The following is a 24,052-nucleotide window of genomic DNA, read 5'->3' on the forward strand; positions in this document are numbered from 1 at the left end:
TTCCTACATATTTCTTCGGTACTGCCCCCCTACTTGGAACAACGCCTCGGTAATTTGGCCCAATGAACAATATTTGGCGGCTTCCATCAATTTTTCAAAAATATTTTCATTGTTGATGGCAACCTCCTGCAATTCATTCAACTGTTTGGTGGCTTCGTCCTCTTCCCTTTTGTGAAGGTTTTGCAAGGTCTTTATCTGATTTTCCTTTTCCTTTTCCGTAGCGCGGATGACCTCAGCAGGTAAAATGGTCGGTGAACCTTTGGAGCTCAAAAATGTATTCACCCCAATGATTGGATATTCGCCAGAGTGCTTCAAAGTTTCATAATGGAGGCTTTCCTCTTGGATTTTGGAACGTTGGTACATGGTTTCCATAGCTCCCAGCACACCACCCCGTTCCGTAATTCTGTCAAATTCCATTAACACAGCTTCCTCTACCAAATCCGTTAACTCTTCAATAATGAACGACCCCTGTATAGGGTTTTCATTTTTAGCCAAGCCCAATTCTTTGTTGATAATCAATTGTATCGCCATGGCCCTACGGACGGATTCTTCGGTTGGGGTAGTAATTGCTTCATCATACGCATTGGTATGCAGCGAGTTACAGTTATCATAAATTGCATACAAGGCCTGAAGCGTGGTGCGGATATCGTTGAAATCAATTTCCTGCGCGTGCAAACTTCTTCCCGAGGTTTGGATGTGATATTTGAGCATTTGTGCCCTTGAATTGGCGCCATACTTTTCTTTAAGCGCCTTGGACCAAATGCGCCTTGCTACGCGACCGATGACAGCATATTCCGGGTCGACTCCATTGGAAAAGAAGAACGATAGGTTAGGACCGAACTTATTGATGTCCATTCCGCGGCTCAAGTAATATTCCACGTAGGTAAAACCATTGGAAAGCGTAAAGGCCAACTGTGTGATGGGATTAGCTCCCGCCTCGGCAATATGATAGCCCGATATGGAAACCGAGTAAAAATTACGTACCTGTTGCTCAATAAAATATTCTTGCACATCGCCCATCAATCGTAATGCAAACTCTGTGGAGAAAATACAGGTATTCTGTGCTTGGTCCTCTTTTAAAATATCAGCCTGTACCGTACCGCGAACTTGGTTCAAGGTCTTAGCTTTTATTTCTTGGTATATATTTTCGGGAAGTACTTGGTCCCCAGTTACGCCCAAAAGCATTAAACCAAGGCCATTGTTCCCTTCGGGAAGTTCGCCATAATAGGTGGGTTGCGCTATTCCTTTCCTTTTAAAAATGCTTTCAATTTTGTTCTTGACCTCTTTCTCCAGCCCATCCTCTTTGATGTATTTCTCACAGTTTTGGTCAATTGCTGCGTTCATAAAAAAGGCCAAGAGCATTGGTGCTGGACCATTAATGGTCATACTCACCGAAGTCATTGGGCTGCTCAGGTCAAACCCAGAATATAATTTTTTAGCATCATCCAAACAGCAGATGGACACCCCTGCATTTCCGATTTTCCCATAGATATCTGGTCGGTGGTCGGGATTGTTCCCATACAAGGTGACCGAATCAAAAGCGGTGGACAATCGCTTGGCAGGCATATCCATACTCACATAATGAAACCTTCGATTGGTACGCTCAGGGCCACCTTCGCCCGCGAACATTCGGGTCGGGTCCTCCCCTTCCCTTTTAAAAGGGTAAAGTCCTGCCGTATAAGGAAATTCCCCTGGTACGTTCTCTTGCAAGATCCATTGCAAAATATCGCCCCATGCCTTGTATTTGGGCAAAGAAACTTTTGGAATCTGACTGTGCGACAAGGATTCGGTATGTGTTTTTATATTGACTTCATTGTCCCTTACTTTAAAGGAATAGATTTCCGATTTGTAACGGGCAACTTTTTCATTCCATTTTAAAATAGCCTCCCAGTTGAGGGGATTCAAATGCATTTTGACCCGATCAAATTCCTTGATGAGCAGTTGCGCCAATGCTCTCGATTCTTCATTTTTGATGTGCTTCCCGATTTCCTCCTCGTCCAAGCCCGATTTACCCAAAAACAATTCCTCGGCCTGTTCTTGCTCTATTTCCAAGGTCGATGCCAAAGTCAAAAAGATACCGTACAGCTTTTGGGCCACTTTGGATTCTTCCTTCGCCTTGGTATCATAACTCCTATTGTTTTCGGCTATTTCCGAAAGATATCGGGTTCTTGCTGGCGGAATCACATAAATTTTCTCCGCCATTTCCTGGGTAATCTCAATAGTGGAATTCAGAGTGGAACCTGCTTTCTCCATCAAGGTATCCATCACCTTTTTATAGAGACTGTTCATCCCAGGGTCATTGAACTGCGAAGCAATGGTACCGAAAATGGGAAGCTCGTCTTCATTGGTATGCCATAATCCGTGGTTACGGGCATATTGTTTCTTTACATCGCGAAGGGCGTCTAAAGCGCCTCGCTTATCAAACTTATTGATGGCTACGATATCCGCAAAATCCAACATATCGATTTTTTCCAACTGTGTAGCCGCACCAAATTCTGGGGTCATCACATAAAGCGATACATCGCTGTGCTCCAGTATTTCGGTATCGGATTGTCCGATTCCAGAGGTTTCCAGAACAATCAGGTCGTAATTGGCCGCTTTCAGCACTTGAACGGCTTCCGAAACATGTTTGGACAGTGCCAAATTGGACTGTCGCGTAGCCAAGGAGCGCATATACACCCTATCGCTGTTGATGGCATTCATACGGATTCTATCGCCCAAAAGAGCACCGCCTGTTTTACGCTTGGATGGGTCTACGGAAACAATTCCGATGTGTTTATCGGGAAAATCCATCAAAAATCGACGTACCAATTCATCCACCAAACTGGATTTACCTGCACCCCCCGTTCCTGTGATTCCCAAAACGGGAACGCTGTTTTCTGATTTTTCAATAGTGGTTTGATACTTCTCAAATTCCTCATGACGGTTCTCTGCCAAAGAAATCAAACGTGCCAAAGTGTTCGGATGCTTCTCTTCCAACTGGTTCTCCAAAGTTTTCCCTTTGGGAAGATGTAAATCGGGAACGACTGTATCACATCGTTCCACCAAATCATTGATCATCCCCTGGAGACCCATTTCCCTGCCATCATCAGGGGAATAAATACGTTCTATACCGTAATCCATCAGCTCTTTTATCTCTTCTGGAAGGATAACACCGCCGCCGCCGCCAAATATTTTGATGTGACCTGCCCCCCTTTCCTTCAACAAATCGAACATATACCTAAAGTATTCGTTGTGCCCGCCTTGGTAAGATGTCATGGCAATGGCATTGGCATCCTCCTGAATGGCACAATCCACCACTTCGGCAACACTCCTATCGTGCCCCAAATGAATCACCTCTACCCCAGTGGCTTGGATTATTCTTCTCATAATATTGATGGCCGCATCATGACCATCAAAAAGCGAGGCCGCGGTAACAATTCTGATTTTATTTTTAGGGTTGTAGGGTTTTATTTGTTCCATCTGCAATAAAAGGTCTGATTTTGCACTGCAATTTACAGAAAATGCAATTGAAAATTGGTTTTGATTAAGATTGTATAAAAAATAATATAAGTTTGGGCTTCCTTTTTTGAATACCATAATTTTATCCGCTCAAATGTGTCCCATGAAACTGACCATTCTTATCAACTGCCCTGACCAATCAGGAATCATTCGTTCCGTTACCACTTTTGTCCACCAGCAAAAGGGAAACGTGGTATATCTGGACCAACACGTGGACAAACAGGCCGGTGTGTTTTTTATGCGCCTTAAAAGCGAGTTTGAACAGGAGATTGACCTATCCTCCTTCAAAACGGATTTTGAAAAAGAGTTGGCCAATGAGTTCAACATGGAATGGGATGCATACACCGACGATTACAAACCCAAAATGGCCATTTTCGTTTCCAAATACAATCACTGCCTCTACGATTTGCTGAGCCGTTACAATTCTGGGGAACTATTGGTAGACATACCATTTATATTGAGCAATCACACGGATTTGAAATATGTTGCGGAGCAGTTCAACATCCCTTATTTTCATATTCCCGTGACCAAAGCGACCAAGGACGAGGCCGAGGACAAACAGTTGGAACTTTTGGAGCAATATGGGGTGGATTTTATTGTTTTGGCGAGGTATATGCAGATCGTATCACCAAAGGTGATAGATGTATTCCCACAGAAAATTATCAATATCCACCATTCGTTCTTACCTGCCTTTGCAGGTGCTAAACCCTACCATGCTGCTTTTGAAAGAGGCGTGAAAATCATTGGTGCCACCAGCCACTACGTAACAGAAGACTTGGATGCAGGGCCTATCATTGAACAAGATGTTACTACCGTTTCGCATACCCATTCGGTTAAGGATTTTATAGCCAAGGGGAGGGATTTGGAGCGTATTGTACTTTCGCGGGCGGTTCAACTTCACGTAGCGCGTAAAACGATGGTCTATAATAACAAGACCGTGATTTTTTCATAATCAAAGATTAAGTATCTTATAATCAACGAGTAATAAACAAACAATTCAATCAATAGCCTAAAATGCATCAAGATTATATACAACCGAACCCATGGAGTATTATTGAGGAAGGTTTCGATAAAGATCGGATAAAATCTTCCGAAAGCCTTTTCAGTATAGGCAATGGTGCCATGGGGCAACGCGCCAATTTTGAAGAACATTACTCTGGGGCCACTTTTCAAGGCAGCTATATCGGAGGAGTGTACTATCCCGACAAAACCCGGGTGGGATGGTGGAAAAATGGATATCCTGAATACTTTGCCAAGGTTTTGAACGCTCCCAATTGGATTGGAATCGATTTATGGGTCGATGGAGAGCAGCTGGATTTGAACACTTGTAAAAAAGTGGTTGATTTCCGTCGCGAACTGCATATGAAGGAAGGTTGGTATAAAAGAAGTTTTGTCGCCATTATGCCAAATGACGTAGAAGTTGCTATTGAAGCTACCCGTTTTCTTTGCTTAGATACCGATGAAACTGGCGCTATCCAATATCAAATAAGGTTATTGAATGTTGATGCCGAGGTGATTTTTCTCCCATATCTGGATAGTGGCATAAAAAATAAGGACAGCAACTGGGACGATAAATTCTGGAACACGACAAAAATAACATCCGAAAAAAATAGAGCCTTTATTGAATCGCATACCATGAAGACCAATTTTAAGGTATGTACTTTCATGCATTCGGAACTTTTTTTGGATGGAAACAAATCAGAAATAAAACCAACATCAAAAAAAGATGAACTTTCCGTTGGCCATTCTTATGTGGTCGATGTCAAAAAGGGGCAAGAAGTTACACTAGTTAAATATGGAGGTTACACAGTAGACAGAAACCATCCAGCCGATAAGTTGATTGAGGCAGCTGATACTGTACTCAACGAAGTTTCCTCTCTCGGGTTTGATGGACTTTTAGAAGAACAGAAAAAAGCTTGGGCCCAGATTTGGGACATGAGCGACATTACGATTGAAGGCGACATAAAAGCCCAGCAAGGTATTCGCTTCAATATTTTTCAATTGAATCAGACCTACACGGGAACGGATTCCCGATTGAATATTGGCCCTAAAGGCTTTACGGGCGAAAAATATGGCGGCAGCACTTATTGGGATACCGAAGCGTACTGTCTTCCATTTTATATGGCCACGAAAAATCAAGAAGTAGCTCGGAAATTACTCAAATACCGGTACAATCATTTGGAAAAAGCCATTGAAAATGCCGAAAAGCTTGGTTTTAAAAACGGTGCCGCACTTTATCCGATGGTCACCATGAATGGTGAAGAGTGCCATAACGAGTGGGAAATCACTTTTGAGGAAATCCATAGAAACGGTGCAATTGCCTACGCCATTTTTAACTACACCCGATATACTGAAGATTACAGCTATATTCCAGAAATGGGATTGGAGGTTCTGATCGGTATAGCACGTTTTTGGCAACAGCGCATCAACTGGTCCGAAAATCGCAACAAATACGTTATGCTCGGCGTAACAGGCCCCAACGAGTACGAAAACAATGTCAACAACAATTGGTATACCAATTACTTGGCCAAATGGTGCTTGGAATATGCCCTTGAACAATTGGAGCATGTGCGGCAACAATATACTACCGATTATAAGCGGATACTGGAAAAAACGCAATTGACCAATGACGAAACCGGACTTTGGAAAAAAGTAGCGGCACATATGTACCTCCCCTTGTCCGAAGAACATGGCGTTTACCTACAACAGGACGGGTTCTTGGACAAAGATTTGGTCAGGGTGGCCGACTTGGACAAAAAAGAACGCCCCATCAATCAGCATTGGAGCTGGGATAGAATCCTGCGTTCACCGTACATCAAACAGGCGGACACGCTGCAAGGTTTTTATTTCTTCGAGGACCATTTTACCACAGAGGAACTGGAAAAACATTTTGACTTTTATGAGCCGTTTACCGTTCATGAATCTTCCCTGTCACCTTGCGTGCACTCTGTTCAAGCTGCAAAACTGGACCGGATGGAGCAGGCCTATACTTTTTATTTGCGCACATCCAGACTGGATTTGGACGATTACAACAAGGAAGTGGAAGAAGGATTGCACATTACCTCCATGGCGGGAACTTGGATGAGCATTGTAGAAGGTTTTGGCGGTATGAGGATAAGAGACGGCAAGCTTTGCTTTGCGCCTAAAATCCCAGAGCAATGGGAAATGTATTCCTTCAAAATCAATTTTAGGGAAAGAATTATAAAAGTGACGGTGAGCCAAAATAGTGCTGATTTTGAGATTGACAGTGGCGAACCCCTAGAAATCGTTGTCAACGAAAAACCAATCACATTATCCGCTTAATCCATCAAAGAAAAGAACGAAATAATTTTTGGATCGAGGTGATTTCAGCTAAAAATTGATAAAATCAATCAGTTTTAAGGTGATTCGAGCTATTTTCATATGAACTTAAAAATTTAACCATGAAAAGATTATTGCTATGCGTTTTGGTTTTCCAACTGGTGGGCTGTGCCGAACTGCAACAAGTGGTCAACCAATTACCCCAAGGTACAGGAATCGGAAATGATCAAATAGCCCAAGGACTGCGCGAGGCCCTGAACATGGGCATAGAAAAACAAGTAAACAAGCTGACCAGTGAAAATGGATTCTACAGGAACGAACTTGTTAAAATTCTACTGCCCGAAGAGCTTCAGAAGGTGGACAAAACTTTGCGGGATATCGGTTTATCCAGTCTGGCGGACGAGGGACTCAGGATTATCAATCGGGCTGCGGAAGATGCCGTTGGCGAAGCCACCCCTATTTTTGTGGATGCGGTAAAGGGAATTACTTTTAACGATGCCAGACAAATACTTTTGGGGAACGATAACGCCGCAACACAATATTTACAGCGTGCCACGAAGACCCAGTTGTACAACAAGTTCAATCCGATTATCAAAAATTCTTTTCAAAAAGTAGGTGCGGACAAAATTTGGAGCAACATCATCACCAAATACAACAGCTTGCCCTTGACCAATGATGTAAACCCGGACTTGACCGACTATACCACCAACGAAGCCCTAGAAGGTGTTTATACCATGATAGCCGTAGAAGAAAAAGAAATTAGGACAAAAGTTTCGTCAAGAACAACAGAATTGTTAAAAAAGGTATTCGCTCTTCAGGATTAATCATAATTTTTTGATAAAAACGCAATAACTCAAAAAAGAAGACGTTATAAACTCAATAATTAAGTATAATTATAACAAATTCCTAAAGTTAAATTAACCTTGATCTAGAGGTTAAACTTGAATTTTGTACAAGTTATCTGAGTTAGCATTTTTTTGAGTTAGTTAGTTTAAAAACCGGTGTTCCTCACCGGTTTTTTTCTTTTCCAGCTACCCCTAATAATTGCTTGAGCGTAAAAATCCGAAACTACCCTTTTGCATTTTTCAAACCCATGACCATCGACCACTATTTTGGCCCCTGCTTTTGAGTCAAGAGTTAAACCGATAAAATCATCGTGTCACTACATTTTAAACCAAATTGCAGTCATCACAAGGATACGTTAATATAATCCAAAACTATTGTTAGCGAAATCACGAAAAATAGCGGCATACGTTAAATTTTAGATAAATTACCTGATTTATAGACGTATACCCTTTCTAGCGTAGTCCACCAGTACGATTTGAACGTATCTTTGTTATTAACAAGTCTTGAGAGCTATGAATAATCAAAATTGTAAAGTAGGGGCTGTAACACCGATTACAGGTTTAAGCCAAGCAGCTTCCATATTGGAGGTGATGCACCAAAATTTTATGGAAAAAGCAGCAAGTGTTGCCGCAAAAGAGAATCAATTGGACGAGTTTTTCAAAAGAAAGGCCCAGAGTATCAAAAAGATTTTAGAAAGCCTATAATCGGCATTGATATGGCCTATTTGATTTTACTCAGTTCAATTTGCATTTCTTGCTGGATTTTGTATGCCTTTTTCGCAGCGACTTCGGCAAAGTCATTGCCTGTTGATGCGTAAATAATTCCCCTGGAAGAATTCACCAATAAACCTACATTTTTGGTGATTCCATACTTGCATACTTCTTGCAAACTACCTCCTTGTGCCCCCACACCGGGCACCAATAAAAAGCTCTCCGGTACAATCTTTCGAATATCCTCCAAATAAGAGGCCTTTGTGGCACCGACCACATACATTAATCTTTGTGAACCTTTGTACGTTTTGGAAACCGACAATACTTCTTTGTACAATTCCTGCCCATCCAAATTTTTGGTCTGAAAATCAAAAGCACCTTGATTAGAAGTCAATGCCAATAAAATAGTATGCCTGTCTTTAAATTCCAGAAAAGGCTCCACCGAATCTTTGCCCATGTAGGGTGCGATGGTAATGGAATCAAAATCCATGGTCTCAAAAAAAGCCTTTGCATATCGGGTAGATGTATTTCCAATATCCCCGCGTTTGGCATCTGCTATGGTGAACATTTCTGGGTGATTCGCATTTAGATACTCCATGGTTCGCTCCAAAGACTTCCATCCTTGCAGGCCATAGGCTTCATAAAAAGCGATATTGGGTTTATAGGACACACAAAAAGGATGTGTAGCGTCTATAATAGCCTTATTGAAGGCAAAAATGGGGTCTTCTTCTTTTAGAAGGTGATCAGGGATTTTATCCAAATCAGTGTCGAGACCAACGCATAGGAACGATTTTTTTTGACGTATCTGGGCAATTAAATCTTCTATCTTCATTTTGATGGTTTCTCGACCCGGCTGGAACTTGGTTTCAAAAGATTAAAATATTTCTGAAGCTTCTTTGAGTTTCTCGGTATTTTCCACCAACATCAACTCATCGATGATTTTTTGCACATCTCCGTTTATAATATTCTGCAAATCGTAAAGTGTAAGACCAATTCGGTGATCGGTCACCCTTCCTTGCGGATAATTATAGGTACGGATTTTCGCCGAACGGTCACCACTACTTACTTGGGAGTTACGTTTAGCAGCGTCCTCGGCCTGTTTTTTGGCCAATTCCATATCGTACAATCGGGCACGAAGCACCTTGAACGCCTTGTCCTTGTTCTTGTGTTGTGACTTCTCATCCTGACACTGCGCTACGATTCCAGTAGGTTCGTGCGTTAAGCGTACCGCAGAATATGTGGTGTTCACCGACTGTCCTCCAGGTCCGGATGAACAGAAATAATCGATTCGGACATCCTTGGGATCAATCTGCACATCGAACTCCTCGGCTTCAGGGATCACCATTACGGTAGCAGCACTGGTGTGCACCCTACCTTGGGTCTCGGTCTGTGGTACACGTTGTACACGGTGCACCCCTGCCTCGAACTTTAGCGTTCCGTAAACGTCCTCGCCATTTACTTCAAAATGGATTTCCTTGTATCCTCCACTGGTTCCTTCGCTCAAATCGATCACGTTGGTCTTCCAACCTTTGGATTCACAATATTTTGTGTACATACGGAACAGGTCGCCCGCAAAAATACTGGCCTCGTCACCTCCTGTACCTGCACGGATTTCCATGACCACATTTTTGGCATCCTCAGGATCTTTAGGAATCAAAAGAAATTTAATTTCCTCTTCCAATTTGGGTAAGGCACTTTTAGCCTCGTCCAACTGCATTTTGGCCATTTCAACCATTTCGGCATCACTACCATCCGAAATAATCTCCTCTGCCTCTTCTATATTGTTGGTAAGGGTTATGTATTCGTCTCGTTTGTCGCTGAGCAACTTAAGGTCTTTGTACTCCTTGTTGAGTTTTACGTACCTTTTTTGGTCCGCAATAATATCGGGCTGTATGATCAGGTCCGATACCTCATCAAAACGTTGTTTTACAATATTGAGTTTGTCTAGCATAAATCAATCCTCCTAGTGGAATGCGAATTTACGATTAATTTGTACATTTAGTAAATACCATGGCTCCATTATTCCGTTTTAAAACGTACCTACTGGTTTTTATGTTCTACAAAACCATTCTCTTGGCATCCACCTTGATTACGGTTCTACTCATGTTTTTTAAAGCACCATTTTCTTCAATAATCGCTTTAAAATTGGTTTTCATTGGATTGTTTATCCTTAGGTTTTCAAATCCAGGATATTCCAAAGATTTGGTTTTATATCAAAACTTTGGAATTTCAAAGTTTTGCTTGTTGTCACTCGCTTTTGTGTTTGACTTACTAATATCCATAATCATTTACATCATCTTTTTCCATTGATTCTTGAAATCGACAACATAGAACTTTCCTTTGACAACAAAACCATTTTGAGAGGTGTGTATTTGAAGGCGTAAAGTGGTAAAGTCACGGGTATTTTGGGGAGAAATGGTTCTGGAAAAACCTCCTTGCTGAACATTTTGTTCGGAAGTTTGGAACCAAAATACAAATCTATCCGAATTGATGGAAAATTCATTAAAGCACCTTTGTTCCAAAAAAATCAAATCGCTTTTCTACCTCAACACAGACTTCTTACAAAAAATATGACAGTGTACAGAAGTCTAAGATTGTTCAATGTGGATTGGGAGAATTTTATTGAATGTTTTGAACACTTCAAAATCTTTAAAAACCATTATACGTCCAAACTTTCCGGAGGCGAACTCAGGTTATTGGAAACCTATTTGATATTAAACAGCAAAAAAAGCATAATTCTCCTTGATGAACCGTTCTCCAACCTGTCACCAATCTACATTTCCAAGATCAAAAACATTATCCAGACTAACAAAACCAATAAAATCATATTGATTACCGATCATTTGTACGAAGAAATTATTTCCTTGAGTAATGACTTATACTTCCTTAAAAATGGATGCTCAAAATTGATTCACAATATTACAGATCTCGAAAATGAGGGGTATTTGCCTGTTAATTCCCAACAAAGGTAGTTCCAAGGGTCACTATAAAGGCGCTGAGCCCATCGCTCCTGTCGTACTGGCTAAATCTTAGGTTAATGGTCTTTAATCCAAAGTTGAGTACACTAGCACTTGTAAAAATATCCTTGTACTGTACCCCTATCCCATATTGGTGGGCATCGTAATTTGACAGATCATAGTCCGAAGTATAAAAGTCATAGGTAGACAATGCTTGCTCCTTGGGATAAAAATAATCCGCCGCTGTTTGGGTATAGTAGCGATATGTGGGAAACAAAGTGAACTTATCCGTAAGTTTAAATGGAGCTTCCAGACTGGCCGTGTGCGAACTGATGCCCCAATCATCCCAATAAAAACGGTAATAGGAACGCAGGATGACCAAATCGTTCAAATAATAATTCAAACGACCACCAACAGGTAGTTTAAAACGACTATCTGGCAATTGCTCCACATTGTCCGCCAATTGGAACTCATCAATATAAAAATCCTCGAAATCCGAGAAGTAGACCCGTTGAAATGGCGTGCTCAACAATCCGTTCTGGGAAACCACATCCATAAAAAGGGCTCCCTGCAATTTTTGGCTCAATATCTGAGAAAAGCTCAGGGAAAGTGAATAGGAGTTCCTGTTCTCATCATCAAATTCCGTAAAAATAGGGCTGTAAGTCCCGTTCCCCGAGATACGGTCATCAAAAAAACCTTCGCGTAGTTCTATGGGATACTGTGAATTCCATTTATCCAAAAACACGCGACCGCTCAGGGTAATTTCTGTATTTTTTTCGTTGAACAATTTAGTGAAGCTGCCACCAAACCCTATCGAAGAATAATCGTATTCCGATGAAAAATAGGCGTTGGCACTCCAAATGGTGTTTCGGTCATCTGAACTATGTTGGTATGATGGGTTGATATAGACCAACATATCCTTTCGTGATTCTCCCGAAGAAGCGTCAAAAGGAGTAACATTGAGTCCACCGTCCAAAGGATTCACGTTACTGGAAGAGGCAGAGGTATAGGCGGACAGACCAACATCCACCGTTAAAATATCGTCTTCGTTCATGGGCATTCTAAGAACTATGCTCGAAGTGGCATCCGTTAACTCTTCGGTACCTTCCCCACCAGTTACTGCTGCATTTTGCCCATCCTGATTATAATAACTGAACAATAAGTCGATTTCACTTGTCTCCAAAACCCTTCTCTTGTACGAAGTGTCCGCTTGTTGCGACCAGCCGATGAATGTTATCAAAAAGAAAAGGATTACGAAAACGGATTTTACTGATCTGGACAACTGCGTCATGAGGTTTTAGGTTGATTAAGCTAGCATCTAATTACATCCGCATCCGCCCCCTGTTTTGCCGCCATTGGCACCGGAGGACGCCTCTCTATAAATATGGAAATTGGTCTCGAACCGTTCGCAAGGCCTGGCACTCAACTGCATTTCTTCAGCGTTCACATAGACTTTATCATACTCTCGCACTACAACGCAAGAGCTCGCTAAGATTAAAAGGAACAATAGAGCAATAAGTTTTCCCATACCATAAATGTACTAATTCGTATCGAACATAATCCCTGAACTTCGATGAACTTTGTTCTCAGAATCTACCACAACGGCCTCTACCCCATCAATCTGATTAATCATGTGCAAACCAACATCGCGTCCCATTGTAAAAACTGCCGTTGCCAAAGCATCGCACAGCTCGGCTTGTTTGGCAAAAATGGAAACACTGTTGATTCCCCGCGTAGGATATCCCGTTCTTGGGTCGATAATATGGGAGTATTTTTCACCGTTGAGCGTGATGTATTTTTCGTAATTCCCCGAAGTGGCGACCGAGGACTCCACTACAGGCAACCAACTGAAAACTTTGCCCTTGCTCAATGGGTTGGCAATTCCTACCAACCATTTTTCCCCGGTTACCTTGGTTCCCCATGTAGTTAGGTCGCCAGAAGCGTTTATGATGCCTCCTTTCACATCCTTGGACACAAGCAAATCTTTCGCTTTGTCGGCAGCATACCCCTTACCAATGGCCCCAAATCCGATTCTCATTCCTTTTTCAGGGAGATACACAGTCTGGTTTTCCGCTTCCAATTTGATTTTTTTAAATCCCACTTTTGACACAGAATTTCTGATTTCCGCCTCACTTGGAATCTTATCCATGGTACCATCAAACTTCCAGATATTGTCCATGGAAGCATAAGTGATATCAAAAGCACCGTCTGTAATTTCAGATATTTTGATGGCCCGCTCAATCAATCCAAAAAGCTCTTGACTTACTTTAATGGGTTTTATACCTGCATTTTTGTTGATGAGGGAAGTTTCGGAGTTGTCGTCCCACGATGAAATAATCCGTTCTATCCGCTCAATTTCGGATACGGCTTCATCTATGTTGATGTAACCAATTTCCTCGTTTGGTGCCACCACGGTTATCTCGAACCGAGTACCCATTAATTTTAGGGTCTTTTTCACGGTGACATCTGTTTGCCCCAACTGCCCGAACGACAGCAGGTAAGATAGACTGCAAGCTAAGGCTACGAGGGTTTTCATTTTAAGAATTTATTGAGGGTATTAATATATTTTTCGGGACTGGTCCGGGCCACGAAACCTGTGGTACCCAATACATGTTGGTCCTTATCCATAACCACCACCAATGGAAAGTATCCTTTGGTATTGTATTTTTCGGCCAAGGCCTTATTCTGGTTCATTTTGGCCTCTGGAAGTTGATTTTGCTTTTTCCTGGGAAAATCTGCATCGTACATTACATAATGCTCCAAAGCGTAAGCCTTGAACTCATCACTATCAAAAATATGTTTCTTTAGACGGATGCAAGGAGCGCACCAATCCGACCCTGAGAAAACCAGAACAATCGGTTTGTCCTCCGCAGACGCTTTGGTAAGTGCATCATCAAAACTTTCTTGCCACTGTTGAGCCTGAAGCACACCACAGCAAGTGAATAGTAGAATGTAGATTAATTTTTTCATTCGATTTGGGATTCAAAAAACCTATTCATAAACCCGCAAAATGGAGCCATCGAGTTCCGTATTGTAAACTGTCAGTGCTCTGGCCGGGGTTCCATCCACCTGATTTAACGGGGTTCCATCCTGACCAAACCTTGAACCATGCACGTCGCAATAAAAAATACCTCCGCTCTGGTCCACAAAACGCACCTGATCATAAGATTGATGACTACAAACTTGGCTTGCCGCCACATATTCCCCTTGTAGGTTTCTGGCAACGACCACTAAGTTCTTTAAAATAAAACCTCCGTTTTCGGAAAGATTCGATGCTTCAGCTGAAGTAAGGTCAATGGTAAAGTCGATTCCTGTAGGTTCCTCGACCAGGTTACCATCAATTTCATCCTTGGAACACCCTTGTAAACAGGGAAATGTGAGGGCAAATGCGGCGCCAGCTCCCAAACTTCGGAGAAACTCTTTTCTTTCCATAGCATTAAGGTTTATATATTAAAACGCTATTTCCAGAGAAATCGTATGCTAGTAGTAAAACTTACCGTACTCGCTTTGGATGGTCAATTTTTTGGTTTCGGATGGTTCTACCCGTCCAATAATCTGCGCATCTACATCAAAACTTTGAGAAATGGCAATGATATTTTCCGCAACCTGCTCATCTACATACAGTTCCATTCGATGACCACAGTTAAAGACTTGATACATCTCTTTCCAGTCGGTTCCAGATTGTTCTTGAATCAATTTGAACAGAGGTGGAATCGGGAACAGGTTATTTTTGACTATGTGCAGATTGTCCACAAAATGAAGAATCTTGGTCTGGGCTCCGCCACTGCAATGCACCATCCCATGGATTTCATCGGAAGAATATTGCTCCAATATTTTTTTGATGATGGGTGCGTATGTTCGCGTAGGCGACAAAACCAATTTCCCTGCATCAAGGGGCGAACCGGGCACCTCATCAGTTAGTTTTGTATTGCCCGAATACACCAATTCATCAGGAACAGATGCATCAAAACTTTCTGGGTATTTTTCCGCCAAATATTTAGAAAACACATCATGCCGTGCAGAAGTCAGTCCATTACTGCCCATTCCGCCGTTATATTCGGTTTCGTAGCTCGCCTTTCCAAAGGAGGCCAACCCAACAATTACATCTCCAGCCTTGATATTGGCGTTATCAATGACATTTTTTCGTTCCATTCTGGCCGTTACGGTAGAATCAACTATTATAGTACGCACCAAATCGCCAACATCTGCAGTCTCACCTCCCGTGGAACGGATGGTAATGCCATGTTTGTCCAAATCGGAAATCAATTCCTCGGTCCCATTGATAATGGCCGAAATTACTTCACCTGGAATCAAGTTTTTGTTCCGTCCAATTGTGGAGGACAGCATAATATTATCGGTGGCGCCCACGCAAATCAAGTCATCCACGTTCATAATAAGTGCATCTTGGGCGATTCCCTTCCATACCGAAACATCACCTGTTTCTTTCCAATACATATACGCCAAAGACGATTTGGTACCTGCACCATCGGCGTGCATCACCAAACAATGGTCGTCGCTACCTGTTAAATAATCGGGTACAATTTTACAGAACGCCTTGGGAAAAAGTCCCTTATCAATATTCTTGATGGCGTTGTGCACATCTTCTTTGGAGGCTGAAACACCCCTTTGCGCATATCTTTTACTGGTATCCGATGACATATGAAAGGTTTGGGCAAAAATAACAGAAAGCCATCAAATTATTGACATGCTTTCCGTGTTTTCAATTTTTACTGTTTGTTCTATTTGGAAAACAGCATTTCGCGATACTTGGTAAACGGCCAGAATTCATCGGCAATCAATTTCTCCAAGGCATCCGAATGCTCCCGTATCTTCTCAAAATATGGCCTTACATTGTTACAGTATGCCTGGGCCTTTTTATCCACCACGGACATTCCGTTGGCCCTTTTACGGGCATCGGCCATTTCATCGGTCAATCTTTTGATTTCCACAATGTGCTCTCCGATTTGCTCTAAAATATTCAATTGGACTTCTGCGGTTTTCTTATGTGCAGCCCCATATACTTCTTTGAGACCACTGATGTTTTCCAACAGCATATTTTGATACTTCACCGCTGCTGGAATGATATGATTATAGACCATTTCCCCCAACACACGGCCTTCAATCTGGATATGGAAAATATATGCCCCCAACTCCACTTCTTTGTGGGCCTTGAGTTCTACCTCGCTCATCACATCCATCTGCTTGAAAAGGTCAAGACTCTCCTTTGATGTGATTACCTGAAGTGCCTCTGGTGTATTTTTATTGAAGCTCAGTTTTCGTCTTCTTGCCTCTTCCTGCCATTCTGTTCCGTAACCATCACCTTCAAAACGAATACGCTTGGAGGTTTTGATATATTCACGAAGCACATTGAAAACGGCTTCGTCCTTTTTCAGGTTTTTTTTGTCTATCAATACATCAACCTCCTTTTTAAAGTCGGTCAGCTGTTTGGCCATGATCGTGTTGAGCATGGTCATGGGCTTGGCACAGTTCAACTTGGAGCCCACGCCCCGCATTTCAAACTTGTTGCCCGTAAAGGCGAACGGTGATGTTCTGTTTCTATCGGTGTTGTCCAATAAAATTTCAGGAATCTTACCCACCACGTTAAGCTTAAGCTCTGTTTTTTCCTGGGGCGATAGCTTTCCTTTGGAAACACCTTCCAATTCGTCCAGCACATCGCTCAGCTGTTTTCCGATAAATATGGATATAATCGGCGGCGGTGCTTCATTGGCACCCAACCTATGATCGTTACTTGCAGAGGCAATGGATGCCCTCAACAATTCTTCATACGTGTCCACCGCTTTGATGGTATTCACAAAAAACGTCAAGAACTGCAGATTTTTCATGGGTGTTGAACCGGGACTCAACAGGTTCACTCCCGTATCGGTTGCCAAGGACCAGTTATTGTGTTTGCCAGAGCCATTGATCCCAGCAAATGGTTTTTCATGGAACAGCACCGAGAAATTGTATTTATCGGCAATCTCTTCCATCACATCCATAAGTAAAAGGTTATGGTCTACGGACAGGTTGGCCTCTTCAAAAACCGGGGCCAGTTCGAACTGGTTAGGTGCCACCTCATTATGACGTGTTTTTACCGGAATGCCAAGTTTGGTACATTCTTTTTCCAATTCGCTCATAAAACCAAGCACCCTGGCCGGTATCACCCCAAAATAGTGGTCATCCAGCTGTTGACCCTTAGCGGAAAAACTTCCCACCAGGGTACGGCCGGTTACGGAGAGGTCCAATCGGGAATTGGCCAGTGCTTTGTCTATCAAAAAATATTCCTGCTCCCATCCTAATGTGGCATGGACTTTTCTTACATTTTTATCAAAATATTGCGCCACTCCTGTCGCAGCTTGGTCAACTGCTTGCAAAGCTCGTAGCAAAGGAGCTTTGTTATCCAAAGCCTCGCCTGTATAGGCCACAAATATGGTGGGTATACAAAGTGTTGTCTTATAGACAAATGCCGGTGAGGTTGGATCCCATGCGGTATATCCGCGCGCCTCGAAAGTATTTCGGATTCCACCGCTCGGAAAACTGGAAGCATCTGGTTCCTGCTGTACCAATTGTGCTCCTCCAAACTTTTCCATTGCCTTGCCGTTGGGCAGAATATCAAAAAATGCATCGTGCTTCTCTGCCGTTGCACCTGTCAAGGGCTGAAACCAATGCGTATAGTGCGTAGCTCCCATGGAAAGTGCCCAGGCCTTCATGCCCTCGGCTACTTGGTCCGCAATCTTTCTATCTATTTTTGTGCCTTGGAAAATAGCTGATTTTACTTTTTCGAATGCTTCACCGGTAAGAAATTGAAGCATCTTATCTTCATTGAAAACATTTTTCGCAAATAGGTCCGATCTTTTGCCCGTTTCATCAATATTGATATGTTCCCTATTGCGGCTTTCGACCAAAGCTTGAAATCTTGTTTTCGGCATATTCAATAATTTTTAATTTTCAAATCTACAATTAAGAATTTAATAATTTAAACTTCAAAAATTACTTTTTTTTCATTGATCCCTTTCAAAAACAGGGGTAATATAAATAATAAAGGGAAGTTTGTGATTTTACCCCCTTAAAACATTGATAATTAAATGAAAAAACTATTTTTGTTAATCATAAAATTGAGAACGATTAACTACCAGAATTATGAGCAAATCTAAATTAGAGTATCTATGGTTGGATGGTTATGAGCCAACAGCCAACATTAGAAGCAAGACTAGAATTGAGGAAGATTTTAGCGGTAAATTGGAAGACTGCCCTACGTGGTCCTTCGATGGTTCTTCTACCAAACAAGCCGAAGGTGGTTCCTCTGACTGCCTGTTGAAGCCTGTTGCGATTTACCCTGATCCAGCAAGAAGAAATGGTTATTTGGTAATGACCGAGGTGTTGAACCCTGATGGAACTCCACACGCGAGCAACTCCAGAGCTACTATCGATGATGAGGATGATGACTTCTGGTTTGGATTTGAGCAGGAATACTTTATTATGGACACTGCAACTCAGTTGCCATTGGGCTTTCCTGTTGGAGGTTATCCAGGACCACAAGGTTTATACTACTGTTCCGTTGGTGGAAGAAACACTTGGGGCAGGGACCTTGTTGAGGAGCACGCCGACCTTTGTTTGGACGCTGGTCTTCAGTTTGAAGGTATCAACCAAGAAGTTGCCGCTGGACAGTGGGAATTCCAATTGTTCGCCAAAGGCGCCAAAAAAGCCGGTGATGAAATTTGGGTTGCACGCTATATGCTACAAAGATTGACCGAGAGCTACGGTTACTATATTGAGTACCACCCAAAACCTATCAAAGGTGATTGGAACGGTTCCGGTATGCACGCCAACTTCTCCAACAACCTGTTGAGAACTTGTGGTTCTAAAGAAGTTTATGAAAAAGTATGCGAAGCTTTCCGTCCGGTGACCAAAGAGCACATTGCCGTTTATGGTGAGTACAATGATGAGCGATTGACCGGTAAGCACGAAACTGCTTCCATTAGCGATTTCAGTTACGGTGTTTCCGATAGGGGCGCTTCCATCAGAATCCCTATTATGACCGTTGAAAGAGGTTGGAAAGGATGGTTGGAAGATAGAAGACCTGCTTCCAATGCCGATCCTTACAAAGTTGCGGCCGTTATCGTAAAAACGGTTAAATCCGCAAAAGTATAATAAACACGTATATAAATTAGTTGTTGATTATAGATGAAAACCGTCCCGCTTTTTGGGGCGGTTTTTATTTTATGGTAAAATAAACAAAGGTGACATAAAAAGCCAAGAGAATCAATCCGTCTCTCCAGCCCAAACGCAATCCCTTGGGAAAGAAAACCAAAGGAAGAACAAGAAAGGATATTCCCAACATCCAAAAAATATCACTGGACAATAAACCTTGGTCCATTACCGTAATAGGAGTAATAATTGATGTTATACCCAGTACGGCCAACAGGTTAAAAATATTGGAACCAATCAAGTTCCCAAGAGATATTGCTTTTTCCTTTTTTAGTACCGCGATTACCGATGCTGCCAATTCCGGAATGCTTGTGCCTACCGAGACTATTGTGATTCCAATTATACGATCGCTTACCCCAAAGGAGGATGCCAATCCTACGGAGCCATCTATCAATAATTCCGAACCTCCCCAAAGCGCCGTTCCCCCTATTCCCAAATACAGAACGATCTTATACAGAGGCAAAGGCACATCATCCTCTGGCATTTCATCCACAACAGCTGTTTTCTGAAATCTTAAAAGGTACACCAAGAACACAAATAGAAAGGACACCAAAATAATCCCTTCGTATTGCTGAAGCTCTCCATCAAAATATATAAAACCACCAAAGAGCAAAGAAGCAAACATCATAACGGGCCAATCTGTAGTATAGAAGCTCTTTCGTACATCTATACTTCCCAATATAACGGTAATGGCCAGAACCAAACCTAAATTAGCTATATTGGAACCGACCACATTACCTAGTGCCAAGTCGGGAAAACCATCAAGGGCCGCTTTTACACTAACTATCAATTCCGGGGCTGAGGTGGCAAAGGAGACCACCGTCATGCCGACGACAATCTTGGGAATATTCATTCTAAGGGATAATGCCACTGCCGATTTTAACAACCAATTTCCGCCTGCAATCAACAGTACCAACCCCAAAACAATAAAAAGTAAATTTCCCAAAAAGTAATTTTTCGGTCAAAGATAAGGGAAGAAACCCGCAACCAAGAAGGTTATCTAAAAAATAAAAACTACAAAAATAGTTAATAAACTATAAAAATAGTTGTTTAACTAAATTATTAGTATTAGGTTTGAACCATATAAGTACAGAATCATGCAAAAATTGACGAATAAGGAAGAGGAAATCATGAAAATCCTCTGGGAACTCAAAAAGGCTTTTGTTAAGGAAATTCTAGAGGAGATTCAAGGTGAAAAACCGCATTACAATACGCTATCTACCATTGTTCGGAATTTACAGGAAAAAGGATTTGTTGACTACGAGGCGTTCGGTAATACCCATAGATATTTTCCTATCGTAAGCAAGGAAGAGTATAGAAAAAAATATGTAAATGCTGCCATTGCTGATTATTACAACGACTCTTTTAAAAGTTTGGTCTCCCACTTTGCACAGGAAGAGAAAATTTCCATTTCGGAACTCAAAGAAATTATTGACTTAATAGAAAAGAAGAAATAATGGAACCGATATTCATGTACCTTTTACAGTCCATCCTTATCTCTGGAGGTTTTTTGGCGGTTTATCATATTTTCTTAAAACGTGAAACCCTTTTCAAAGAGAATAGATTGTTTCTTTTATCGGGTTTGGTATTGACCTTTTTGTTTCCTCTGATAAAAATCAAGAGAAACATTGTGGTTGACCGACCTATGTTCACTGAAACCGGAGAGCAGTTATCCCAAGTGGCTCAAACAGCTTCTGAAAGTGTTTGGTACTCTCCAGAAAATATTCTTCTTACCTTATATATAGGAGTCTGTATATTCTTAATGGTAAGATTTATTTTGAAGCTGGCTTCACTAAAAAAACTGGCCCAAAATGCATATCGAAGAAGAGAAAGACCGTTTTTGCACATGGAAACGGAAAAGAAAATCTCCCCCTTCTCCTTTTTTAATTACATTTTTTATAATCCAAGTCTTTTTGAACCCAATGAGCTGCACTCAGTCCTTGAACACGAAAAAGTGCATGCCCGTCAGTTTCATACCCTCGACATATTATTATTGGAGGTTTTAAAAATATTTTTCTGGTTCAATCCTGTGTTGTGGTTTTACAAGAGTGCCGTAAAACAAAACCTAGAGTATTTGGCCGATCACTTTGCCATTGCAAACGCAGGCGACAAAAAATCCTACCAGTATCTGATGCTAAAACAAGCGGTAGAAATTCAGGAATATACTTTAGCCAATTCATTTTATAATTCATTAATCAAAAAACGAATAGTTATGTTAAATCAAAATCAATCAAAAAAAGTGAATGTTCTTAAAACTTTAATGGTCGCTCCATTATTAGGCTTGCTGTTGGTAAGCTTCAATATTGAGGAAAAGTTCCTCTATAAAGACCTGGACAGCATAGATAGTGTTATCGGCAACGAAACGGCCCCAAAAGATAAAACGGTGGAGTTGACAATCGACAAAAGCACAACTGATACCGAACTGGAAAAAATCAAAAAGGATCTAGCCAAAGACGGTATCGATTTTAGCTACACGACCGTTAGAAACGATAACAAGGAAATTATTGATATTTCCCTACAAATGAGCGGTAAAAACTCCAAGGGGAAAACGTTTAGCGGCAATTATAGTAGCAATTCCGATGACGCTATCGACCCCATAACGGTATTGTTTGATGATGAGAGCAACGCAGTTTCTTTTTGGAATGCAAGAAAGAAAAACGTAAGAATCCATAAAATTAAGGGCACAGGCACTATCAAGACCGATGACAGCACCCAAATCGTAATTAGGAAAGCGAGCGATAAAAAAATAGTAATCGTAGACGGTGAACAATTGAGTGATGAAGAGGTTAAGGAGATTCGTATTGGCAGCGGTTCGTCGGTACACGTGATTGATGAAGACTCCGACTCGGATAATAAGCATATTAAAATCCGTAAAGTCGAAAAAAACGGAAAAGGGAACCATGTTATGGTCATCAGGGATTCTGATGACGATGAGGACATTGAAGTAATAAGTGGGGACGATGACTCCAGCTTCTTTTTTATAGACAATGACGGTAAAGGGGAGCCACTATATTATGTGGATGGCAAAAAGGCCAAATCAGAGGATATCAAAAAAATTGACCCCGAAGACATTGAGCGTATGAACGTATTAAAAGGTGATAAAGCGGTTGAAAAATATGGCAAGAAGGCCAAAGATGGAGTTGTTGAGATAACTACCAAAAAAAGCAAATAATTACATTAGGATCATATTTTGAATTGTCAGTAGAACCGTCTTAGTAAGGCGGTTCTTTTTTTATTATGACAAACGAAAACCTTAAAATAGGCTCATTTATAAACGAAAGTCCCCTAGGTTTTCAAAAAGAAGACAAAAAAGCCCCTGTAAATCTAACATTTTCAAATATAAAAATCATTTTAACCTTACAATTTAAAACTTTTTTCAAGGAAAGATATTTCAGTTGAAGAAGCAAGTCGTTTTTAAGGATACAATCTCGTATTCAATTACATTATTTATTGCCTAATCACTTGGAATCATGATATCTATCATTATATATTCGAAGAAACAACAATAAAATAACTGTTTTTTCAAACCTAAAATCAATCAAAAAATGATAGCAATTGTAAAGTTTTTCATCACACTTCTAGTGCAACTCTTAACGCTTATATTTATCTAAAACCGTTAAGGGTTGCCACATTGCTATTGAACCTGATAGCTTGTGAACAGCTTTCCCTATATTTGTAAGAAGCAATCTAGCGATATGTTTTACAAGATATTGGCAAAAATCAACAAGGCAATACTCCCCTCCTACACCAAAAAAGGTCTGGATCTGGCCAAGGCTTCCAAACTACAACTGGCCATAATTGGATGGCGCTATTACGTTACCAAAAATGCATTGGACTAATATTGCAGCAAAGCGGCCTTGGGATAGTTTTTAATTTTGTCGGCGCCTTTCAAAAAAGTAAGTTCAATCAAAAAATTACACTGCACCACTTCCCCACCAAGTCTTTCTACTAGTTTACAGACTGCTTCTGCTGTTCCTCCTGTTGCCAAAACATCATCGTGCACCAATACCTTTTCTCCTTTTTCAATAGCATCCGAATGCATTTCGAGTGTTCCTGTGCCATATTCCAAATCGTAGGACTCCGAAATCGTTTTGTAGGGAAGCTTTCCGGACTTACGAACGGTTACAAAACCTGCTCCCAGTTTTTCAGCTAACATTGGTGCAAAAATAAACCCCCGGCTATCCACTCCGACCACTTTATCAATTTTCATATTGCGTGTAAGACCCAACAAGGCATCCCCTGCTTTTTGGAATGCAAACGGGTTTTTCAATAGTGGGGTAATATCCTTAAAAACGACTCCTGGCTTGGGGAAATCCTCAATATCTCGAATGTAGGGTGCAAAATCCATTTTTTGTATGCTAGGGTTTTGTGGTAAAGTTAAAAAGAAATATATTTGCAGCCCTTAAATAAGGCCGCGTGGCGCAACTGAATAGCGCATCTGATTACGGCTCAGAAGGTTGCAGGTTTGAATCCTGCCGCGGTCACTAGGTAGCAATACCAAAATAATGGAAAACCTTACAGAACTTATAACTG

At 41.4% G+C, this 24,052-nt stretch carries 20 protein-coding genes, 1 tRNA gene and 1 pseudogene; 10 read left to right on the top strand and 12 right to left on the bottom strand.

All coding sequences use genetic code 11. The features are described from left to right. Positions 1–3 precede the first annotated feature (3 nt). Positions 4–3,462 carry a methylmalonyl-CoA mutase family protein gene (locus J0656_RS07095; RefSeq protein WP_207032545.1) on the bottom strand — a complete coding sequence of 1,153 codons (3,459 nt, stop codon included), beginning with the start codon at positions 3,460–3,462 and terminating at the stop codon, positions 4–6. A gap of 142 nt (positions 3,463–3,604) precedes the next feature. Here J0656_RS07095 and purU point away from each other — a divergent pair, with 142 nt between their 5' ends. From purU to J0656_RS07115, 4 genes are all read left to right on the top strand, one after another. Beyond that, the gene (purU, locus tag J0656_RS07100; protein WP_207032546.1) at positions 3,605–4,453 is read left to right on the top strand and encodes a formyltetrahydrofolate deformylase; all 849 of its coding nucleotides are present in this window, start codon (positions 3,605–3,607) and stop codon (positions 4,451–4,453) included. Between the two features lie 62 nt (positions 4,454–4,515). Then, the gene (locus tag J0656_RS07105) at positions 4,516–6,804 is read left to right on the top strand and encodes a maltose phosphorylase MdxK (protein ID WP_207032548.1); all 2,289 of its coding nucleotides are present in this window, start codon (positions 4,516–4,518) and stop codon (positions 6,802–6,804) included. A 119-nt stretch (positions 6,805–6,923) separates the two neighbouring features. Then, positions 6,924–7,625, top strand: coding sequence for a DUF4197 domain-containing protein (locus J0656_RS07110; protein WP_207032549.1), 702 nt, complete (start codon positions 6,924–6,926; stop codon positions 7,623–7,625). A gap of 534 nt (positions 7,626–8,159) precedes the next feature. Continuing rightward, positions 8,160–8,351, top strand: a complete 192-nt coding sequence (locus tag J0656_RS07115) for a hypothetical protein (protein ID WP_108246487.1) — start codon at positions 8,160–8,162, stop codon at positions 8,349–8,351. A 16-nt stretch (positions 8,352–8,367) separates the two neighbouring features. Here J0656_RS07115 and pyrF read toward each other — a convergent pair whose 3' ends face one another. Continuing rightward, complete coding sequence (gene pyrF, locus J0656_RS07120) at positions 8,368–9,189, bottom strand: orotidine-5'-phosphate decarboxylase (RefSeq protein WP_207032551.1); 822 nt, start codon at positions 9,187–9,189, stop codon at positions 8,368–8,370. Positions 9,190–9,231: 42 nt separating this feature from the next. Further along, the gene (gene prfA, locus J0656_RS07125; protein WP_108246485.1) at positions 9,232–10,308 is read right to left on the bottom strand and encodes a peptide chain release factor 1; all 1,077 of its coding nucleotides are present in this window, start codon (positions 10,306–10,308) and stop codon (positions 9,232–9,234) included. 448 nt (positions 10,309–10,756) lie between these two features. Here prfA and J0656_RS07130 point away from each other — a divergent pair. Then, positions 10,757–11,329 (top strand): annotated as a pseudogene (locus tag J0656_RS07130) (ATP-binding cassette domain-containing protein); the annotation flags it as partial. Here the strand turns inward: J0656_RS07130 and J0656_RS07135 are convergent. The 7 genes from J0656_RS07135 to J0656_RS07165 all read right to left on the bottom strand — a co-directional run bounded on the left by J0656_RS07135 (position 11,310) and on the right by J0656_RS07165 (position 18,240). Further along, positions 11,310–12,605, bottom strand: a complete 1,296-nt coding sequence (locus J0656_RS07135; RefSeq protein WP_207032552.1) for a DUF3570 domain-containing protein — start codon at positions 12,603–12,605, stop codon at positions 11,310–11,312. The pseudogene J0656_RS07130 and the gene J0656_RS07135 sit on opposite strands and share 20 nt — an antisense overlap. 27 nt (positions 12,606–12,632) lie before the next feature. Then, positions 12,633–12,842: a DUF4266 domain-containing protein gene (locus tag J0656_RS07140; protein WP_207032553.1), complete on the bottom strand. Its 210-nt coding sequence runs from the start codon at positions 12,840–12,842 to the stop codon at positions 12,633–12,635. 12 nt (positions 12,843–12,854) lie between these two features. Then, positions 12,855–13,850, bottom strand: coding sequence for an FAD:protein FMN transferase (locus J0656_RS07145; RefSeq protein ID WP_207032554.1), 996 nt, complete (start codon positions 13,848–13,850; stop codon positions 12,855–12,857). Next, positions 13,847–14,284, bottom strand: coding sequence for a thioredoxin family protein (locus tag J0656_RS07150; protein WP_207032555.1), 438 nt, complete (start codon positions 14,282–14,284; stop codon positions 13,847–13,849). Before J0656_RS07150 ends, J0656_RS07145 begins: the two co-directional genes overlap by 4 nt. A gap of 21 nt (positions 14,285–14,305) precedes the next feature. After that, a complete protein-coding gene (locus J0656_RS07155; RefSeq protein ID WP_207032562.1) occupies positions 14,306–14,746 on the bottom strand; it encodes a QcrA and Rieske domain-containing protein in 441 nt (146 codons plus the stop codon). A 48-nt stretch (positions 14,747–14,794) separates the two neighbouring features. Continuing rightward, on the bottom strand, positions 14,795–15,973 hold the full coding sequence (locus tag J0656_RS07160; RefSeq protein WP_207032564.1) for an AIR synthase related protein: 1,179 nt from the start codon (positions 15,971–15,973) through the stop codon (positions 14,795–14,797). 80 nt (positions 15,974–16,053) lie between these two features. Beyond that, positions 16,054–18,240 (bottom strand): glutamine synthetase III family protein, encoded by a 2,187-nt coding sequence (locus tag J0656_RS07165; RefSeq protein WP_207032567.1) that lies wholly within the window; start codon positions 18,238–18,240, stop codon positions 16,054–16,056. Positions 18,241–18,451: 211 nt separating this feature from the next. Here J0656_RS07165 and J0656_RS07170 point away from each other — a divergent pair, with 211 nt between their 5' ends. Next, a complete protein-coding gene (locus J0656_RS07170) occupies positions 18,452–19,462 on the top strand; it encodes a glutamine synthetase beta-grasp domain-containing protein (RefSeq protein WP_207032569.1) in 1,011 nt (336 codons plus the stop codon). 64 nt (positions 19,463–19,526) lie between these two features. On the opposite strand, the gene J0656_RS07175 is transcribed toward J0656_RS07170, so the two are convergent. Then, entirely contained in the window at positions 19,527–20,465 is a 939-nt protein-coding gene (locus J0656_RS07175; protein ID WP_207032573.1) for a calcium/sodium antiporter, read from the bottom strand. Between the two features lie 151 nt (positions 20,466–20,616). Between J0656_RS07175 and J0656_RS07180 the strand changes: the two genes are divergently transcribed. The 3 genes from J0656_RS07180 to J0656_RS07190 all read left to right on the top strand — a co-directional run bounded on the left by J0656_RS07180 (position 20,617) and on the right by J0656_RS07190 (position 23,358). Continuing rightward, positions 20,617–20,976: a BlaI/MecI/CopY family transcriptional regulator gene (locus J0656_RS07180; RefSeq protein ID WP_207032574.1), complete on the top strand. Its 360-nt coding sequence runs from the start codon at positions 20,617–20,619 to the stop codon at positions 20,974–20,976. Next, on the top strand, positions 20,976–22,691 hold the full coding sequence (locus tag J0656_RS07185; RefSeq protein ID WP_207032575.1) for a M56 family metallopeptidase: 1,716 nt from the start codon (positions 20,976–20,978) through the stop codon (positions 22,689–22,691). Before J0656_RS07180 ends, J0656_RS07185 begins: the two co-directional genes overlap by 1 nt. Before the next feature lie 523 nt (positions 22,692–23,214). Further along, positions 23,215–23,358, top strand: coding sequence for an SsrA-binding protein (locus tag J0656_RS07190; RefSeq protein WP_207032577.1), 144 nt, complete (start codon positions 23,215–23,217; stop codon positions 23,356–23,358). Here J0656_RS07190 and J0656_RS07195 read toward each other — a convergent pair. Next, positions 23,355–23,867 carry an adenine phosphoribosyltransferase gene (locus tag J0656_RS07195; protein ID WP_207032579.1) on the bottom strand — a complete coding sequence of 171 codons (513 nt, stop codon included), beginning with the start codon at positions 23,865–23,867 and terminating at the stop codon, positions 23,355–23,357. The genes J0656_RS07190 and J0656_RS07195 overlap by 4 nt on opposite strands. Before the next feature lie 62 nt (positions 23,868–23,929). Between J0656_RS07195 and J0656_RS07200 the strand changes: the two genes are divergently transcribed. Beyond that, positions 23,930–24,003: transfer RNA gene (locus J0656_RS07200), tRNA-Arg, on the top strand. Positions 24,004–24,052 lie beyond the last annotated feature (49 nt).

The organism is Flagellimonas aurea (assembly GCF_017313785.1).
Lineage (GTDB): Bacteria > Bacteroidota > Bacteroidia > Flavobacteriales > Flavobacteriaceae > Flagellimonas > Flagellimonas aurea.

What these genes read in the sequence shown, in the direction of transcription:
- J0656_RS07115 (WP_108246487.1), top strand. Translation starts at nt 8,160, where the DNA reads ATGAATAATCAAAATTGTAAAGTAGGGGCTGTAACACCGATTACAGGT.
- J0656_RS07190 (WP_207032577.1), top strand. Translation starts at nt 23,215, where the DNA reads ATGTTTTACAAGATATTGGCAAAAATCAACAAGGCAATACTCCCCTCC.
- J0656_RS07135 (WP_207032552.1), bottom strand. Translation starts at nt 12,605, where the DNA reads ATGACGCAGTTGTCCAGATCAGTAAAATCCGTTTTCGTAATCCTTTTC.
- J0656_RS07155 (WP_207032562.1), bottom strand. Translation starts at nt 14,746, where the DNA reads ATGGAAAGAAAAGAGTTTCTCCGAAGTTTGGGAGCTGGCGCCGCATTT.
- J0656_RS07145 (WP_207032554.1), bottom strand. Translation starts at nt 13,850, where the DNA reads ATGAAAACCCTCGTAGCCTTAGCTTGCAGTCTATCTTACCTGCTGTCG.
- J0656_RS07105 (WP_207032548.1), top strand. Translation starts at nt 4,516, where the DNA reads ATGCATCAAGATTATATACAACCGAACCCATGGAGTATTATTGAGGAA.
- J0656_RS07180 (WP_207032574.1), top strand. Translation starts at nt 20,617, where the DNA reads ATGCAAAAATTGACGAATAAGGAAGAGGAAATCATGAAAATCCTCTGG.
- J0656_RS07110 (WP_207032549.1), top strand. Translation starts at nt 6,924, where the DNA reads ATGAAAAGATTATTGCTATGCGTTTTGGTTTTCCAACTGGTGGGCTGT.
- J0656_RS07195 (WP_207032579.1), bottom strand. Translation starts at nt 23,867, where the DNA reads ATGGATTTTGCACCCTACATTCGAGATATTGAGGATTTCCCCAAGCCA.
- J0656_RS07140 (WP_207032553.1), bottom strand. Translation starts at nt 12,842, where the DNA reads ATGGGAAAACTTATTGCTCTATTGTTCCTTTTAATCTTAGCGAGCTCT.
- pyrF (WP_207032551.1), bottom strand. Translation starts at nt 9,189, where the DNA reads ATGAAGATAGAAGATTTAATTGCCCAGATACGTCAAAAAAAATCGTTC.
- purU (WP_207032546.1), top strand. Translation starts at nt 3,605, where the DNA reads ATGAAACTGACCATTCTTATCAACTGCCCTGACCAATCAGGAATCATT.
- J0656_RS07170 (WP_207032569.1), top strand. Translation starts at nt 18,452, where the DNA reads ATGAGCAAATCTAAATTAGAGTATCTATGGTTGGATGGTTATGAGCCA.
- J0656_RS07095 (WP_207032545.1), bottom strand. Translation starts at nt 3,462, where the DNA reads ATGGAACAAATAAAACCCTACAACCCTAAAAATAAAATCAGAATTGTT.
- J0656_RS07165 (WP_207032567.1), bottom strand. Translation starts at nt 18,240, where the DNA reads ATGCCGAAAACAAGATTTCAAGCTTTGGTCGAAAGCCGCAATAGGGAA.
- J0656_RS07185 (WP_207032575.1), top strand. Translation starts at nt 20,976, where the DNA reads ATGGAACCGATATTCATGTACCTTTTACAGTCCATCCTTATCTCTGGA.
- prfA (WP_108246485.1), bottom strand. Translation starts at nt 10,308, where the DNA reads ATGCTAGACAAACTCAATATTGTAAAACAACGTTTTGATGAGGTATCG.
- J0656_RS07150 (WP_207032555.1), bottom strand. Translation starts at nt 14,284, where the DNA reads ATGAAAAAATTAATCTACATTCTACTATTCACTTGCTGTGGTGTGCTT.
- J0656_RS07160 (WP_207032564.1), bottom strand. Translation starts at nt 15,973, where the DNA reads ATGTCATCGGATACCAGTAAAAGATATGCGCAAAGGGGTGTTTCAGCC.